Here is an 18,058-nt window from a genome sequence, read left to right on the forward strand (position 1 = left end):
CTGCACGACAACTTCTTTGAGCTGGGCGGTGACTCGATCATCTCGATCCAGGTGGTCAGCCGGGCGCGTCAGGCCGGTATCCGCTTCACTCCCAAGGATCTGTTCGAGCAACAGACCGTGCAGCAATTGGCCGGGGGCGCCCGGGTTGGCGAGGCGGCACTGGCGATCGACCAGAGCCCCCTGCAGGGCGACACGCCGCTGTTGCCGTTCCAGCAGGTGTTCTTCGACACCGAGATCCCCGAACGCCATCACTGGAACCAGTCGGTCCTGCTCAAGGCCGGCGAGACATTGCAGGCTGAACTGCTGGAGCAGGCACTGCAAGCGCTGGTGCGCCATCACGATGCCTTGCGCCTGAGCTTCGTCGAGCAGGCCGAAGGCTGGCAGGCGCGCTTCCTCGACCAGGATGCCGTGCAGGCGCTGTGGCAGCGCGAGCCACTGTTGTGGCGTGCCACGGCCAATGACGAGCACACCTTGCAGGCCATCGGCGACGAAGCCCAGCGCAGCCTCGACCTGGGCCAGGGCCGCCTGGTGCGCGGCGTGCTGGTCGATTGTGCCGAGGGTGAGCAACGACTGCTGCTGGTGATCCATCACCTGGCGGTCGATGGCGTGTCCTGGCGCATCCTCCTCGAGGACCTGCAGCGCGCCTACCAGGCGCTGGTCGACGGCCAGGCCACCGTGCTGCCGGCCAAGACCAGCTCGGTGCGCAAGTGGGCCGAGCGTCTGCAGGGCTATGCCCGCGACGAGCGTCGGCAAGCCGAGCTGCAATTCTGGCAAACCCAGCTGCAAGGCCTGGCCACGGCGCTACCGCTGGACCGCGCCGGCAGCCTGGCACGCCGCCATGCACGGACCGTGCATACCCAACTGGACCCGGTCGTCACCCGCCAGCTGTTGCAGCAGGCGCCAGCGGCCTACCGCACCCAGGTCAACGACTTGTTGCTCAGTGCCTTGGCGCAGGTGATCGCCGGTTGGACCGGCAACAATGCAGTGCTGGTGCAGCTGGAAGGCCATGGTCGCGAGGCGTTGTTCGATGACATCGACCTGGTGCGCAGCGTCGGCTGGTTCACCAGCCTGTATCCGGCACGCCTGGACGCCCACGCCGAGATCGGCGCGACCATCAAGCAGGTCAAGGAGCAGTTGCGTGCCATTCCCGACAAGGGCCTGGGCTACTCGGCGCTGCGCCACCTCGGTGACCCTGCCAGCCGTGCGGCATTGGCGGCACTGCCTGAGGCGGGCATCACCTTCAACTACCTGGGCCAGTTCGATGCCGGTGGCGACGCCGACCAGCCGGCCTTGCTGGCGCTGTGCGCGGGCGCCAAGGGTGACGAACAGGACCTCGAGGCGCCGCTGGGCAACAGCCTGACCCTGAACGGCCAGGTGTTCGACGGCGTCTTCAGCATGGCTTGGACCTTCAGCGCCGAGCAGTTCGATGACGCCACCGTGCAGGCCCTGGCCGACGCCTATGGCGCGCAGCTGCAGGCGATGGTCGCCCATTGCCTGGCAGCAGAGCACGGCGGCGTCACGCCGAGCGACTTCCCGCTGGCGGCGTTGACCCAGGCGCAGCTCGACGAGCTGCCGATAGCGGCGGCGCACATTGAGGACATCTATGCGCTGGCACCCATGCAGCGCGGCATGCTGTTCCATACCTTGTACGAGGCCGAGGGCGGGGACTACCTCAACCAGATGAGCCTGGCGGTCGACGGGCTCGACCCGCAACGCTTCCGTGCCGCCTGGCAGGCCACCCTCGACGAACACGAAGTACTGCGCAGCAGCTTTGTCTGGGAAGGGCTGGACGAGCCGGTGCAGGTGGTGCACAAGCACCTGGCGCTGCCGTTCCAGTGCCTGGACTGGCGTGGCCGCGACGATCAGCAGGCGGCGCTCGAGGCCCTGGCGCACGCAGAGTTGACGCAAGGTTTCGAACTCGGTGCCGCGCCACTGTTGCGGGTATTGCTGGTGCAGCTGGACGACACCTGTTATCAGTTGATCCAGACCCACCATCACATTCTCATGGATGGCTGGAGCCATTCGCAGTTGATGGCCGAAGTACTGCAGCGCTACAACGGCAACACGCTGCCGGCCAGGGTCGGTCGCTATCGCGATTACATCGCCTGGCTGCAGCGTCAGGACGCGGCCAAGGCCGAGGGCTTCTGGCGTGGCCAGCTGGCACTGCTCGAGGAACCGACGCGCCTGGTGCAGGCCATGGCCAACCTGCGTGCCAAGGATGCCCCGACCCAGGGGCATGGCGAGCTTGTTCGCCTGCTCGACGCGCAGCAGACGGCAGCCCTCGCAGGTTTCGCACGGCAGCAGAAAGTCACCGTCAACACCGTGGTCCAGGCGGCCTGGCTGCTGCTGCTGCAGCGCCAGACCGGACAGGATGCGGTGGCCTTCGGTGCCACGGTGGCCGGGCGCTCCGCCGAGGTTCGTGGCGCCGAGCAGCAGGTCGGCTTGTTCATCAACACGCTGCCGGTGGTGGCCGCGCCCCTGCCAGAGCAGCGCGTCGGCCAGTGGCTGCAGCAGGTCCAGGCGCAGAACCTGGCGCTGCGCGAGTTCGAGCACACGCCGCTGTTCGAGGTTCAGCGTTGGTCCGGCCATGGCGCCGAATCGCTGTTCGATACCCTCATGGTGTTCGAGAACTACCCGGTCGCCGAGGCGCTCGAGCAGGAGGCACCGGCGGGGCTGAGTTTCTCCGGGATCGACAATCACGAGCAGACCAACTACCCGTTGACCCTGTCGGTCACCCTCGGGGCCAGCCTGCACCTGCACTTCAGCTACACCCACGCGGCCTTCAGTGCGGCGATGACCGCGCAGTTGGCCAACCGTCTGGTCAAACTGCTGGCGTCGATGCAGGACGATGCCGACGCGCCGCTCAGCGAACTGGCCTGGCTGGAGGCCGATGAGTCGCGACGGCTGGTGCATGACTGGAGCACGGCGGCGTTCGACTGCCCGAGCGATGAGCCGGTGCATGTGCTGTTCGAAGCCCAGGCAGCGCGCACGCCCGAGGCCCCGGCGTTGTTGTTCGAAGACCGGCAACTGAGCTATCGGGCACTGAACGAGCAGGCCAACCAACTGGCGCGCAAGCTGGTCGAGCAGGGAGTGGGTCCGGATGTGCTGGTGGGCATCGCCGCCGACCGTGGCCTGGAGATGATCGTTGGCCTGCTGGCGGTGCTCAAGGCCGGCGGCGGCTATGTGCCGCTCGACCCCAGCTACCCGCAGGACCGCCTGTTGTGCATGATCGAGGACAGTCGCATTGCCTTGCTGCTTGGCCATGCCGAAGTGGTTGGCCGCCTGGCGGTGCCCGACAGCTTGCCGCGCCTGTTGCTGGACCAGCCGCAGCACTGGGCGCGGTACGCCACCGACAACCTGGTCAACCGGGTGCATGGCGAACACCTGGCGTACGTCATGTTCACCTCCGGCTCCACGGGCCGACCCAAGGGCGTGGGCATCAGTCAGCGCGCGCTGACCCGGCATGCCTTCGTGTCCGTCGGTTTCTTCGGCCTGAGCGCCGAGGACCGTGGGCTGCAGTTCTCCACCTTCAACTTCGACGGCTTCGTCGAGCAGTTGTATCCGCCGCTGATCTGCGGCGCCAGCGTGGTCTTGCGCGGTAACGAGATCTGGGACAGCGAAACGTTCTACCGCGAACTGATCGACAAGGACATCAGTGTGGTCGACCTGACCACTGCCTACTGGAACATGCTGGCCAAGGACTTCGCCGCCCAGGCGCCACGCGCCTATGGTCGCCTGCGCCAGGTGCACAGCGGTGGCGAAGCGATGCCGGTTGAAGGCCTGGCCGCCTGGCAGGCCGCGGGCCTGGGCCATGTGCGCCTGCTCAACACCTATGGCCCGACCGAGGCCACGGTGACGGTGAGCACCCTCGATTGCAGCGACTACGTCAATGGCCGCGAGCCGTTGCCGTTGACCCTGTCCATTGGCCGGGCCCTGCCAGGGCGCAGCCTGTACCTGCTGGACGATCATGGCCAACCCGCCGCGGTGGGGGTGGTCGGTGAGTTGATGATTGGCGGTGAGTTGCTGGCGCGCGGTTATTTCGGCCGCCCGGGGCTGACCGCCGAGCGTTTCCTGCCTGACCCGTTTGCCGTCGATGGTGGTCGTTTGTACCGCACCGGTGACCTGGTTCGTTATCGCGAGGACGGGCTGATCGACTACATCGGTCGGGTCGACCACCAGGTGAAGATTCGCGGTTTCCGTATCGAGCTGGGTGAAATCGAGGCACGCCTGGTCGAGCACCCGCAGGTGCATGAAGCGGTGGTGGTGGCGCGCAAGGCCGCCAGCGGCCACCAGCTGGTTGGCTACTACGTGGCGCGTGACCAAGCGCAGGGCGCGGATACCGCGTTGTTGCGCGAGTCGCTGCGCGAGCACCTCAAGGCGTTGTTGCCGGACTACATGGTGCCCGCCTACCTGGTGGCCTTGCCGCGCCTGCCGCTGAGCCCCAACGGCAAGCTGGATCGCAAGGCACTGCCGGAGGTTGACACCAGCGAACTGCAGCAAGCCTACGAGGCGCCGCGCGATGCCCTGCAGGCCACCCTGGCGACGATCTGGCAGGACGTGCTGCACCTTGAGCGCGTTGGCATCAGCGACAACTTCTTCGAGTTGGGTGGTGATTCGATCGTCTCGATCCAGGTGGTCAGCCGGGCGCGTCGCGCCGGTATCGTGTTCACCCCGAAACAGCTGTTCGAACAGCAGACCATCGCCGCGCTGGCGGCGGTGGCCAGCCATGACGGCGGCGACCCTGCGCGGCAGCAGGAGGCGCTCAGCGGCGCGTTGCCGGCCTTGCCGGTGCTGGCCGACGCCGGCGCGCAGTGGATGCAGTGGCGCGTGCCGGCGACGCTGGACCGGGCGCGGCTCGAGCAGGCGCTGGTGGCGCTGGTCGGCCATCACGACAGCTTGCGCGTGCGTGTTGCCGTGGAGGGCAACGAGTACTTGCCGCTGGAGGCCCTGCAAACAGCCTGGCAGGCGCAACCCTTGCTAATCGACGGCGATGCGCAGGCCGCGCAGCGCCAGGTGCTGGCCGAGGGCCTGGCGCCGACGGCGGGTATTCTATTGCGCGCCGCCCTGGGCCCGGTGATCGAGGGGCAGCGCAACCTGCTGCTGGTCGGTGCCGGCGAAGTGCTCGACAGCCACTCGTGGACGCTGCTCGGGCAGGACCTGCAGGCGCTTTGCGAGCAGCGCGTGTTGCCGGCCAAGACGCATTCGCTACGCCATTGGCTGGCGCAGCGCCCGGCGTCGAGCCACGTCCAGGGGCCTGTGGCGCCGTGCCTGACGGCCTTGGCGCAAACCACGGCGCAACCAGGGACGTTCAGCCTTGATGAGCGCCTGCCGGTCAACCTTGGCCAGCCATTGCTGGGCCTGGCCCCGGCCGCCTACCGCAGCGATGCGGGCGAACTGCTGCTGACCGCCCTGGTGTTGTGCCTGGGCGCCGACAGCGAGCTGCCGTCGATCGCCGTGGCCGCCCAGACCGGCCGCCTTGTCGCGACCTGCGACCTGACGCGCAGCGTCGGGCCATTCGCCGGCCGCCAGGTCCTGCACCTGCCGCTGGCAAGCGACCTGGCCAGTGCCATCAAGGCTGTCAAGGAAGGCGTGCGCGGCGGGCAAGCCGGCGCGCAGCCGCTGCCGGCCATTGCCTTCACCTACGCGACCAGGCCGGCCTCTACGGCCGATGCCTGGCCAGTGCTGGGCCAAGGCTTGGTCAACGCACCGGCGGGGCTGCATTTGCAGGTCACCCAGCAGGATGAGCGCTTGCACCTGCACTGGACCCTCGAAGGGTGTTACCAGGCAGCAGACCTGCAACGTCTCGCCGCGCGCTACCAGGCGCAGCTGCAACGGCTGGTGGAGCATTGCCTCGACCCGCACAACCAAGGCGTGACACCCTCGGACTTCCCATTGGCGGCCCTGACCCAGCGCGACCTTGACCAACTGCCGGTGGCCGCGGTGGACATCGAGGATATCTACCCGCTGTCGCCGATGCAGGAGGGCATGCTGTTCCACAGCGTCAGCGACGATGATGGCGAGCTGTACATCAACCAGTCGAGCATGAGCATCGACGGCCTGGATGTGCCGCGCCTGCGCCAAGCCTGGATGTTCGTCACCGAGCGGCATGCCGTGCAACGCAGCAGCTTCCACTGGCAGGCCGGGCTGAGCAAACCCTTGCAAGTGGTGCACCGGCATGTCGAACTGGACCTGCGCGAACTCGACTGGCGTGACGCAGCAGTGGACGAGCAACGTCTTGCCGAGCTGGCGCGCGAGGAGCGCGAGCGCGGCTTCGAGTTGTCCAGCGCGCCACTGCACCGGGTGTTGCTGGTGCGCCTGAGCGAGACGCGGCACCAGATGATCTGGACCAGCCACCACATCCTGATGGATGGCTGGAGCAGCTCGCGGCTGTTCGCCGAGGTCCTGCAACATTATGCCGGGCAGGCGCTGCCGGAGCAGGTGGGGCATTACCGCGACTTCATCGCTTGGCTGGTGAACCAGGATCGGGTCGCCCTGGAGCAGTTCTGGCGCGAGCGCCTGCGCCCGCTGGAGGAACCGACCCTGCTCAGCCAGGCGGTGCATCCGCGTCACGAGGTGGCATTGTCGGGGCACCAGGCGCTGTACTCGCACTGGGACTCGGCGCGCACCGCCCAGTTGCAGCAACGTTGCCGCGACCTGCGCATCACCCTCAACACCTTGGTGCAGGCTGCCTGGCTACTGGTGTTGCAGCGCTACACCGGGCAGACCACCCTGGCCTTCGGCGCCACCGTGGCCGGGCGCCCGGAGAGCCTGCCGGGTGCCGACAGCATGCTCGGCCTGTTCATCAATACCTTGCCGGTGATCCAGACCCTGGAGCCGACGCAGCCCCTGGAGCAGTGGTTGCACGCGCTGCAGCACTACAACCTGGACATCCGCGATTACTCCCAGGCACCGTTGGCGGACGTGCAGCGCTGGGCCGGGCTGGGCGCCCAGGGCTTGTTCGACAGCATCATCGTGTTCGAGAACTACCCGATCGACGAGCGCCTGAACGAGGAAATCGACACCGGCCTGAGTTTCGGCGCCAGTGCCAGCCAGGGCCTGACCAACTTCCCGATGGACCTGGCCGTCAGCCTCAGCGACCGCCTGACCATCGAGTACATGTACCTGCGCAACAGCTTCGCCGCCGAGGCGGTGGAGGGGATCCGCGCGTGCATGGAGCAAACCCTGGACGCCTTGCTCGAAGCGCCGGCGGACCTGGCGCTGGGCAACCTGCCGCGGCTGGCGACGGCGCAGCAGCAGGCGCTGCAGGGCTGGAGCGCGGCGCCGCAGGCGAGCCACCAGGCCCTGGACCTGCCGCAGTTGATCGCCCACCATGCCGAGCGACAACCCCAGGCCATCGCCGTGCAGTGTGGCCAGGCCAGCCTGGACTACGCCACCCTCGAGCAGCGGGCCAATCGCCTGGCCCATGCCCTGCAAGCCCAGGGCGCGGGGCAGGAGCGGGTGGTCGGCGTGGCCATGCAGCGTTCGCCTGAACTGCTGGTGGCGCTGCTGGCGGTGTTCAAGAGTGGCGCGGCCTACGTACCACTGGATATCGACTATCCGCCGGAGCGCCTGGCCTACATGATCGAGGATTCGGGCATGAGCCTGCTGTTGACCGAGCAGGCCCTGCGCGCACGCTTCGACCTGCCGGCGACCCTGGCGGTGCTCGAAGTCGACCGCTGCGACACCCACGCCTATCCGGCGCAGGCACCGTCGAGCGGGATTCGCGAGCACTCGCTGGCGTACCTGATCTACACCTCCGGCTCCACCGGACGCCCGAAAGGCGTCGCCGTGGCCCATGGGCCGATCAGCGCGCATTGCCAGGCTATCGTCGAGCTGTATGAAATGGATGCCCACAGCCGCGAACTGCACTTCATGTCGTTCGCCTTCGACGGCGCCCATGAGCGCTGGCTGAGCACGCTGCTGGCCGGCGGTACCCTGGTGCTGCGCGACAACGAACTGTGGACGCCGGAGCAGACCTGCGCGGCCCTGCATCGCCATGGCATCACCATCGCCTGCTTCCCGCCGGCCTACCTCAAGCAACTGGCCGAGTTCGTCCAGGCCAGCGCCGAGCCGGCGCCGCCGGTGCGCATCTACTGCTTCGGTGGTGACGCGGTGCCCGAGCAGACCTACGAGCAGGTCAAGGCCGCGCTCAAGCCGCGCTACTTCACCAACGGCTATGGCCCCACCGAAACCGTGGTCACGCCCATGCTGTGGAAGGCCGACAGCATGGAGCGCTGCGCGGCGGCCTACGCGCCAATCGGCCGCGCGGTCGGGCCGCGTGCGTTGTACGTGCTTGATGACGACCTGCGCCCGTTGCCGGCCGGCTTTGCCGGGGAACTCTACATCGGCGGTTATGGCGTGGCGCGTGGTTATCACCGCCGCCCGGACGCCAGTGCCGAGCGCTTCGTGCCCAACCCGTTCAGCGCCGACGGCGACCGCCTGTACCGCACCGGCGACCTGGTGCGCCTGCGCGCCGACGGGATCATCGACTACGTTGGCCGTATCGACCATCAGGTCAAGATCCGCGGTTTCCGTATCGAACTGGGCGAGATCGAGGCCCGTCTGCGCCAACAGGCGCAGGTGGATGATGCATTGGTCATCGCTCGCGAAAGCCCCTCGGGCAAGCAACTGATCGGCTACGTGGTGAGCGCCGCCGGCGAAGGGCTGGGCAACGAACTCAAGGCGGCCCTGCGCCAGGTGCTGCCGGAGTACATGGTGCCGGCGCAGATCGTCTGCCTGGCGCGCTTCCCGCTGACACCCAACGGCAAGATCGACCGCCGCGGCCTGCCCGAGCCACAGTTCGAGGCGGCCCGCTACGTGGCACCGCGCAACCCGCGCGAACAGTGGCTGGCGCAGATCTGGGAGGACGTGCTGCAGGTGGAGCAGGTGGGCATCACCGACAACTTCTTCGAGCTGGGTGGCGACTCGATCCTCAGCCTGCAGGTGATTTCCCGAGTGCGTAACCACCCGACCCTGGAGATGGACCTCAAGCTGCGCGACCTGATGCGCCACCAGAGCATCGAAGCGCTGTTCGACCAGGGCGCGGCCCAGCGTCGTGGCCCGCAGCAGGACCTCACGCAACTGGCCGGGGAGGGGTTGTTCAACCTGATACCGATCCAGCAGTGGTTCTTCGACCAGCAGATGGAGGCGCCGCATCACTTCAACCAGTCGCTGATGTTGCGCGCCAGCCAGCCGCTTGATGGCGTGGCCCTGGAAAAGGCCTTGCTGCAGGTGGTGCGCCACCATGACAGCCTGCGCCTGCGCTTCCGCCAGGAAAACGGTCGCTGGTACCAGTACTACGACACCCTGGCCGGCAGCTGTGAATGGATCTGGCATCGGGATGTGGCCGATGCCCAGGCGCTCAACGAGCTGGTCAACGCGGCGCAGCGCAGCCTCGACCTGGTCGACGGGCCGGTGATTCGCGTGGTGCATGCACAGATGGCCGACGGCGAAAGCCGCCTGATGATCGCCATTCACCACCTGGTGATCGACGGGGTGTCCTGGCGCATCCTCCTGCAGGACCTGCAGCAGGCCTATGCGGCCTGCGCCGCGGGGGACGAGGCGGTGCTGCCGATCCGTACCAGCAGCTTCCGTTCCTGGGCCGAGTCGTTGCAAGGCGAGGCGCCCAACCTGGCGGCGAACGAGCTTGACTACTGGCTCGCGCAGCTCGACCAGACCAGCACCGAGCTGCCTTGCGACAACCCGCGCGGGCGCAACGAGATGCAGTTCGAGGCCAGCGCCCAGATCAAGCTCAGCGAGCGCGAGACAGCGCGGTTGCTCAAGGAAGTGCCGGCGGTGTACCAGACCCAGATCAACGACATCCTGCTCACGGCGTTGAGCCGCGTGCTGTGTCGCTGGAGCGAGGCCGAGTCGGTGCTGCTGCAGTTCGAGGGCCATGGCCGCGAGGACCTGTTCGAGGCGCTGGACCTGAGCCGCACCCTGGGTTGGTTCACCAGCATGTACCCGCTGCGTCTGCAGCCGGGGCTGGGCGCGGACTTCGGCAGCTCGATCAAGGCGGTTCGCCAGCAGCTGGCGCAGGTCCCGAACAAGGGCCTGGGCTACGGCATCCTGCGGCACATGGCGGCGCCGGAGATCGCCGAGCGCTTCGCTGGCCTGCCAGAGGCGCGGGTGACCTTCAACTACATGGGGCAGTTCGACCAGACCTTCGAGGAGGACGGGCTGTTGTCGCCGGCCAGCGAAAGCTCTGGTGCCCAGTTTGCGCCACGGGCTCCGATGAGCAACTGGCTGGAGGTGACCGGCCAGGTGTACGACGGGCAAATGTCGTTGCTGTGCTTCTACAGTACCCGGCGTTACCGCGCGAGCACGGTCGAGGCATTGATGGAGGCGTTCCGCGAGGAGCTGCTGCACATGATCGAGCACTGCCTGGCGCACACCACGCCGGCATGATCCGACTGCACGCACGCCCCTCGCCGGGCGTGCGTTGCCCACTTTCAGGAATTTCACATGACCCTGCATCCCGATATCGGCGCGTTTCTCGACCTGGCCGATGAAGCCCAGGCGCGCCAACCGGCCTTCCACCAGATGAGCGCCGAACAAGCCCGCGCGGCGTTCGAACAGACCACCCGGCAGCTCAGCTGGCCGGCCCCACAGGACTTGGACGTGCAGGCCCTGCACATCGACAGCCGCGACGGCCAGGCACTGGAATTACGCCTGTACCGCCCGCATGGGCTGGGCGCCGGCCCCCATGGCCTGGTGCTGTACCTGCATGGCGGCGGCTACGTGGTGGGCAGCCTCGACTCCCATGACGGCGTGTGCCGCGAGCTGTGCCAGCGCAGCGGCTTCCCGGTGCTGGCGGTGGGCTACCGCCTGGCGCCGCAGCACAAGTTCCCCACCGCGTTGCACGATTGCACCGATGTACTGCACTGGCTCAAGGCCCAGGCGCCGGCGATGGGCATCGACCTGGCCCGGGTGGCGCTGGTTGGCGACAGCGTCGGCGCCAGCCTGGCCACGGTGCTGGCGATCGAGGCCGCGCGCCTGGGCGCCGAGGCGCCGCTGACCCCGTGCCTGCAGCTGCTGTGCTACCCGATGACCGATGCATCGCAGGCCAGCGAGTCGATGGCGCTGTTCGCCGAAGGCTATTTGCTGGAAGCCCCGACCCTGGAATGGTTCTACCAGCAGTACGCGCGTAGCGCCGAGGACCGCCGCGATTGGCGTTTCTCGCCATTGCTGGCCGAGGACCTGAGCGGCTCGGCGCCGGCGGTGGTGGCGGTGGCAGGTTTCGACCCGCTGCTCGATGAGGGGCTGGCCTACGCCCGACGCCTGCGCGAGAGCGGCGTGCAGGTGGAGTTGCTGGAGTACCGCGAGCTGACCCACGACCTGCTGCGCATGCGCAGCGTGGTGCCGGCGGTGGAGCAGGTGCATGAACAGTTGGCGGGGGTGATTCGCCGCTACTTGTCGGCCTGAACCGCGCACAATGTAAAACGCCCGATGCAGCCAGCGCTGCATCGGGCGTTTTCGCTTGCCTGGGGCTGAGTCAGAAGGTGCCGCGCAGGGTCAGCATGTAGTTGCGTGGTTCGCCGTACCAGTTGCCTTTCTCGCTGGTGCCGACGGTCTGGTAGTAGCGCTTGTCGAACAGGTTGTTGGCGTTGACCGCGGCGGTCCAGTGCTGATCGATGCGGTACTCGAGCAGGCTGTTCCATACTGCGTAGCCGGCCTGCTCGTAGGCGAACGGGGTGCTGACACTGTCGCGCACCACTTCACCCTGGATGTAGTTGCGGCTCTGGATATTGGCGCCTACGCCGACCTTCCAGCGCTCCAGGTCGCCCGGCAGCTGGTAGGTGGTGAAGAACTTGAACAGGTGCTTGGGCGTCTGCGAGCTGAGCGGCTTGCCTACGTTGTCGGCGGTACCGGACTTGCGGTACTCGTTCATGTTGAAGGTGTAGCCGGCGGACATTTCCCAGCCCGGCAACAGTTCGCCGCTGATCTCGGTGTCCCAGCCACGGCTGACGATTTCGCCACCGTTGACGTAGCAGCAGGAGTTGGCCGCGGTGGACGGGCCACCGATGTACACGCCTTCGTTTTCACGTTTGACGTAGTACAGGGCGCTGGAGAAGTTCAGGCGCCCGTCGTAGAACGCGCTTTTCACCCCCACCTCGTAGGTCTTGCCTTCGATTGGCGCGATCGGGCCGAACGAGCTGCTGAGCATGCTGGTCTGTGGCTGGTAGATCTCCGAGTAGCTGGTGTACAGCGACCAGTTCTCGTCGACGTCGTAGACCAGGCCACCGTAGTAGGTGATGTTGCCGGAGTCCTTGCCACCGGAGGTGTAGGTCGAGGTGCTGCCGTCCGCGTTGGGCACCACGCTGAACAGCGCGTCCTCGAAGTCGTTGTAGCGGGCACCGACGATCAGCTTGAGCGGATCGGTCAGTTGCGCCTTGAGGGTCATGTAGCCGCCGGTCTTCTTCGCGTCCCAGGTCGGGAAGGTGTACAACAGGCCAGGGTGGCTGCCCTTGGGCAGCGAACCGATGTCGGTGTTGTACAGGTCCACCGGGGTGACTTCGGTGTTGGTGCTGTGGTCGGCGTACATCCGGTGGATGTTCGAGTGGTCAGCGCCGATCAGCAGCTCGTGCTCGCGGCCGAACGCCTCGAAGGTGCCGTGGATGTTGGCGGCGAACAGCTGCTGGACGTTCTCGTAGTCACGCAGGATGCGCTGGAAGTTGGCCTGGGTGCCGGCCTGCAGGTTCGGTGGGCTGATGACCTGGCCGAGGTCGTGGCTGGTGTTGAATTTGCTGAAGGTGTAGCTGAACTCGCCTTTCCAGTTCTCGTTGAAGGCCTGCTCGAGCTTGGTGAAGGCTTCCATGCGTTCGTTGTTGGCGGACGACCAGTCGGCGGCCAGCGAGGTCTTGCGCGACAGCCCCAGGTCTTCGCCACTGCTGGAACGCACCAGGCCCTGGTCCCAGTAGCCGTCCATGTCGCGTTTTTCGTAGCTGCCGCCGAAGGTCAGCAGGGTGTCCGGCGTCAGGTCGGCTTCGAGCACGCCGAAGAATGCCTGCTTCTGGCTGTTGGAGCCGTGGTAGAAGTAGTCGCGGTCCTCGTAGGCGGCGGCGAAGCGGCCACGCAGCTTGCCGTCGAAGCCCATGGGGCCGGTCACGTCGACTTCCTGGCGATAGTTGGCCCAGCTGCCGGCGGAGCTGGCGAGCTTGACCTGGTTGTGGTCCAGGGCGCGCTTGCGCACCAGGTTGATGGTGCCGCCAGGCTCGCCGTTGCCGGTGTTCATGCCGTCGGAGCCGCGCAGCACTTCGACGTGGTCGTACTGGATCATGTCCGGCAGGGTCTGGTAGGTCTCCTCGCGCATCGACGGCGCGCCGCTGTCGGTGGTGAAGCTACTGACCTTGAAGCCGCGCGAGTAGATTTGCACATCGTTGTCGTTGCCACCGACCAGGGTGATGCCGGGGGCCTGCTTGAGCACTTGCTCGACGTTGTGCAAGCCCTGGTCCTCGATGCGCTGGCTGCTAATCACCGATACCGACTGCGGGATCTCGCGCATGGCGGTAGGGGTCTTGCCGCCCACGGTGACCGCGCCGGCGGTGTAGGAGCCGGTGTTCTCGGTGATGTTGCCCAACTGCGAGGCGGTGACCGAAGTGGTGTCGAGGTTGATCGCGCCGCTGCTGGTGTCAAATCCCCCGTTCAGGGTCACCACGTTGCCTTCGACCTGGTAGGTGATGCCGGTACCCTGGAGCAATCGGCGCAGCGCATCGATGCTGTCGATGCGGCCCTGTATCGCATTGGCGCGCAGGCTGCCGACGGTGTCCGGGCTGTACAGAATCTGCAGGTTGGCCTGGTGTCCGAGTGCCTGCAGGGCGCTGGAAAGCGACTGCGCAGGAATGTTCAGCTCGACCACCTCGGCATGCGCCTGGGTGCAACTGAGCGCCAGGGTGACACCGAGGGCAAGCAAGGTCTTCGGGTGAGGGAAGCGGGAGCGAGGGGCACGTATGTCGGGGCTGCTCATTCGAGTCTTGTCCGTAGTTGGGGTGGCAGTCTAATTGAGAATTATTACTACTGGGGAATGAGACGCACGAATCGTAGGAAACCGGAAAAGTTTCCTGCGATTCGTGGTTTGGGGTCAGGCCAGGGCGCGTTCGCTGACCACCCGGCCGGCTTCCATGCGCACCAGCTGGTCGGCGAAATCGAAGTAGCGATCGTCGTGGGAGATCACGATGATGGTCTTGCCCAGGCGCTTGAGGTCCGGCAGCAGCTCGGTATAGAAGATGCGGCGGAAGGTCGGGTCCTGGTCGGCGGCCCACTCGTCGAACACCAGGATCGGGCGCTCTTCGAGCCAGGCGTTGATCAACGCCAGGCGCTTGCGTTGGCCGGTCGACAGGTCGGTGGTGGTGAAGCGGCCGTCCTGCACGCTGACCTTGTGGGCGATCTCCAGGCGTTGCAGGTAGGCGTTGGCGTCTTCGGGGATGTGCTGGTCACCCTGGACGATGTCATCGAACAGGTAGTAGTCGGCGAAGATCGTGGTGAATAGCTGCCGGTAGTCATCGCGCTGCTCGGCCTGGACTGCCTTGCCATCGAGGCGTACCTCACCCTGTTGCGGCGCGTACAGGCCCAGCAGCAGCTTGATCAGTGTGGTCTTGCCACAGCCGTTCTCGCCAACGATGAAGGTGATCTCGCCCTGTTCGATGCGCAGGTTCACCGGCCCCAGGCAGAACGGCGTGGCGCCGGGCACCGGGTCGAAGGCATAGCGCACGTTGCTCAGTTCCAGGCTGTGTATCGCCTGGGGGCTGGGCGTGTTGTCGGTCAGCGGCAGGTGCGGCTCGGGCGAGGAGAACTGCTCGGACAGCTGGGCGATACGCTGGAAGGCGATACGCGCGCGACCGATGATCGGCAGGGTGCCGATCAGGTGTTCCAGCGGGCCTTTCATGTATAGCAGCACCAGCACGAAGCCACTCATCACCGCCGGGTTGTCGGCGGGCCAGAGCGACTGCATGACCAAGGCGACGCCAATCACCACGAAGAACAGCATGGAGCCGAACGACTTGGCGATGACGAAGGTATTGATCGAGCGGATCTGGGTGCGGCAGATGAAGTCGGCGGTGGCCTGCACCCCATGCACGAACATGCGGTGGCGACGACGTCGGTGGATGCGCAGTTCCTTGGCGCCGTCGGCGATCGCATTGTACTGGCGCTGCAGGTCGTCCTCGGCGGCGCGGGCGCTGTCGAAGCCCTTCAGGCCGATGGACTGGGCGATGGACTGGGCGCCCATGCCGATCGCGATCGCCACGATCAACAGCAGGAACATCGGCCAGGACAGCATCGCCAGGTAGCCCAGGCAGCCGAGCGTCACGGTGAAAGAGATGGCCAGTGGCGCGAAGGCGAAGGCGAAGTCGCTGATGGTGTCGACGTCATGGGTCAGCACCGGGATCAGGCGATGGCTGCGATAGCGCTCGATCTGGTCGATCGGCGCCGCCAGGACCTTCTCCCCCAGGCTCTTGCGCAGGCTGGCGATGATGTTCTGGCCGACATGGTTGGTACCGATGTCGGAGAGGATCGAGCAGCACAGGGCGGTCACGCACAGGCCGGCGAAGGCCAGCAGGGCGCCCTGGCCCAGGCCGCCCTCCTGGTGCAAGGCATTGTTGATGGTGGCCAGCAGCGCGGTGACGCTCAGGCCGCCAATCATGCCCAGGACGATCGATATGGCCACGATGGGCCAGAATGGGCGCAGCAGCGGGAACAGCTGGCCGAGCGCCCCGCGGTTTTTTGCGGTCATGTCGAGAGCTCGTCAGGCGTTGGTCAGGGGCAGCAACTGTTCGGTGTCGCGCACCGCGTCCGGGGCCAGCTTGCCCAGGCTGTGGTACAGCGACTGGCCGATTTCGGCGGCGCGCATCGGCAGGACCGACAGCAAGGTATCGCTCAGGCCGTGGGACTGTTCACAGAAGCCTTGCAGGTAGACCGCGGCCTCCAGCTTGCCGCTGCCGATGGCGCGGTAGTCGCGGTCGACCTCGAAGTCCTGCAGGTATTCGGCCAGTGGCGCCAACAGGTCGCGGTGAGTGCGGCGTTCGTAGCCGGTGGCGAGGATCACCGCGTCATAGCGATGGGTGAGCTGGCCGTTGGTGGCCAGGTCGCGCAAGGTGAGCTCGATGCCTTCGGCGGTATCCACGGCTTTTTCCACCTGGCGGCGGCACAGGACCGAGTGGCGGAACTGGTGCGAGACCTTCTGCCGGTACAGCACGCCATAGATGCGCTCGATCAGGTTCAGGTCGACCACCGAGTAGTTGGTGTTGTGGTACTCGTCGATGATCTTGCGGCGTTCGGCCGGTGGCTGGTCGAACACCAGGTCGGTGTACTGCGGGGCGAAGATCTCGTTGACGAACGGGCTGTCATCGGCGGGCTTGAGTGCCGAGGAGCGCAGGATCATGTCGACCTTGACCGACGGGTAGCTGTCGTTGAGGTCGATGAACGCCTCGGCGGCACTCTGCCCGGAACCAATGATGGCGATGCGCATCGGCTTGCCCTTGGCGCACGGCAGTTTTTCCAGGGCGCTGAGGTAGCTGGAGTGGTGGAACACCCGAGGGTCATCCTTGAACGGGCGGAACAGCTCGGGCACTTTCGGCGTGCCGCCGGTGCCGACCACCACGCTGCGGGTGCGACGAGTGTATTCCTTGCCTTGCTGGTCGCGGGCGATCACCCGCAGGTGGGCGACGCGGCCGTTTTCCAGTTCCGGTTCGATGCGCAGCACCTGCTCGCCGTAGCGGGCCTGGTGGCTGAAGTGCTCGGCCACCCAGCGCAGGTAGTCGTTGAATTCCAGGCGGCAGGGGTAGAAGGTGCCGAGGTTGACGAAGTCGACCAGGCGGTTGTTGCTGTGCAGGTAGTTGACGAAGCTGTAGGGGCTGGTGGGGTTGCGCAGCGAGACCAGGTCCTTGAGGAAGGAAATCTGCAGTTCGCTCTGGCTGGCCAGGGTGTCGCCGTGCCAGCGGTAGTGGGTCTGCTTGTCCAGGAACAGGGCGTCGAGCTTGTGGCCGGTGCTCTGCTCCAGTTCCTGCAGCGCGATGGCCAGGGCCAGGTTGGAGGGGCCGAAACCGACCGTGATCAGGTCGTGGATCTTGTTCGAAGCGTTCGTCTGACTCATGGGGCAGTCCATTCGTTGGGAGTAGATTCCCTGTAAACGACTGGCTGCCTGGCTAATTTACCGCCTGGCCGGGATCGCCGACCAGGCGTTGTCGTCGATCAGAGCTCACGGGCCACGCGCACGCCGAGCCAATCGCCGCGTTCGCTGCGTACCACGGTGTTGCGGTTGCCCGAGCGCGAGAAGATCGGTGCCTCGCCCCAGTCGTTGCCGCGGATCTGCGCGGTCTTGCAGTTGCCGGTCATCCAGGCGCTGCCATCGCTCGGCGCGCCCTCGTAGCTGTCGTGCCAGCAGTCGGCGACCCATTCGTAGACATTGCCGTGCATGTCGTACATGCCGAAGGCATTGGGCTTGAAACTGCCGACCGGCGAGCTGTAGCTGAAGCCGTCGGTAGGGCCGTAGACATTGGCGTGCTGGCTGATCTGGTAGTCGCCGCCCTTGTCGAACGGGAAGGGGAACGGCCCGGTGCTGCCGGCGCGGGCGGCATATTCGCGCTCGGCCTCGCTGACCATGCGGTAGTGCTGGCCGGTCTTCTTCGACAGCCATGCCACATAGCGTTCGACGTCGGCGTAGTCCATGCATACGGCGGGCTGACGCGGGCCTTGTTTGTAGCTGGGCTTGCCATTGCTGCAGCGCCGGCCCGGGCGCTCGTCGCCGTCGGCCAGCACCGTGCCGGTTGCCTTCTGGTAGGCGGCCCATTCCCCGGCGGTAATCTGGAAACGGCTCATGGCGAACGGCTTGGCGAAGGTCACCTGGTGCATCGGGCCTTCGTCATCCTGGCGGCCCTGTTCATCGTCGGGGGTGCCCATCATGAAGCTGCCGGCAGGCAGCACGACCATTTCCGGGCAGGTCTTGTCGCAGTCGCGAAACACCGTGCCGGGGGTGTGCGACGGTTGCGCGGCCAGGGCCGGCAGGCTGCAGGCGGCCAGCACGGCGGCCAGGGTGAGGCGGTGCAGAGGTGCGCTCATGGGA

At 66.4% G+C, this 18,058-nt stretch carries 6 protein-coding genes; 2 read left to right on the top strand and 4 right to left on the bottom strand.

The features are described 5' to 3' along the window. Positions 1-10,407: non-ribosomal peptide synthetase (locus tag E3U47_RS22425; RefSeq protein ID WP_134693776.1), on the top strand; the 10,407-nt coding region annotated here is incomplete at its 5' end. 57 nt (positions 10,408-10,464) lie between these two features. Next, a complete protein-coding gene (locus tag E3U47_RS22430) occupies positions 10,465-11,424 on the top strand; it encodes an alpha/beta hydrolase (protein ID WP_134693777.1) in 960 nt (319 codons plus the stop codon). 70 nt (positions 11,425-11,494) lie between these two features. On the opposite strand, the gene E3U47_RS22435 is transcribed toward E3U47_RS22430, so the two are convergent. From E3U47_RS22435 to E3U47_RS22450, 4 genes are all read right to left on the bottom strand, one after another. Beyond that, positions 11,495-13,966 (bottom strand): TonB-dependent receptor, encoded by a 2,472-nt coding sequence (locus tag E3U47_RS22435; RefSeq protein ID WP_134693778.1) that lies wholly within the window; start codon positions 13,964-13,966, stop codon positions 11,495-11,497. 114 nt (positions 13,967-14,080) lie between these two features. Continuing rightward, a complete protein-coding gene (locus E3U47_RS22440) occupies positions 14,081-15,730 on the bottom strand; it encodes a cyclic peptide export ABC transporter (RefSeq protein ID WP_134693779.1) in 1,650 nt (549 codons plus the stop codon). A 12-nt stretch (positions 15,731-15,742) separates the two neighbouring features. Then, a complete protein-coding gene (locus tag E3U47_RS22445; RefSeq protein ID WP_134693780.1) occupies positions 15,743-17,089 on the bottom strand; it encodes a lysine N(6)-hydroxylase/L-ornithine N(5)-oxygenase family protein in 1,347 nt (448 codons plus the stop codon). A 98-nt stretch (positions 17,090-17,187) separates the two neighbouring features. Continuing rightward, complete coding sequence (locus tag E3U47_RS22450) at positions 17,188-18,054, bottom strand: formylglycine-generating enzyme family protein (RefSeq protein ID WP_134693781.1); 867 nt, start codon at positions 18,052-18,054, stop codon at positions 17,188-17,190. Positions 18,055-18,058: the final 4 nt, after the last annotated feature.

The organism is Pseudomonas sp. RIT623 (assembly GCF_004519305.1).
Classification (GTDB): Bacteria; Pseudomonadota; Gammaproteobacteria; order Pseudomonadales; family Pseudomonadaceae; genus Aquipseudomonas.

Excerpts from the sequence above, each read along its gene's own strand:
- E3U47_RS22440 (WP_134693779.1), bottom strand. The coding sequence starts at position 15,730 with ATGACCGCAAAAAACCGCGGGGCGCTCGGCCAGCTGTTCCCGCTGCTG.
- E3U47_RS22430 (WP_134693777.1), top strand. The coding sequence starts at position 10,465 with ATGACCCTGCATCCCGATATCGGCGCGTTTCTCGACCTGGCCGATGAA.
- E3U47_RS22450 (WP_134693781.1), bottom strand. The coding sequence starts at position 18,054 with ATGAGCGCACCTCTGCACCGCCTCACCCTGGCCGCCGTGCTGGCCGCC.
- E3U47_RS22435 (WP_134693778.1), bottom strand. The coding sequence starts at position 13,966 with ATGAGCAGCCCCGACATACGTGCCCCTCGCTCCCGCTTCCCTCACCCG.
- E3U47_RS22445 (WP_134693780.1), bottom strand. The coding sequence starts at position 17,089 with ATGAGTCAGACGAACGCTTCGAACAAGATCCACGACCTGATCACGGTC.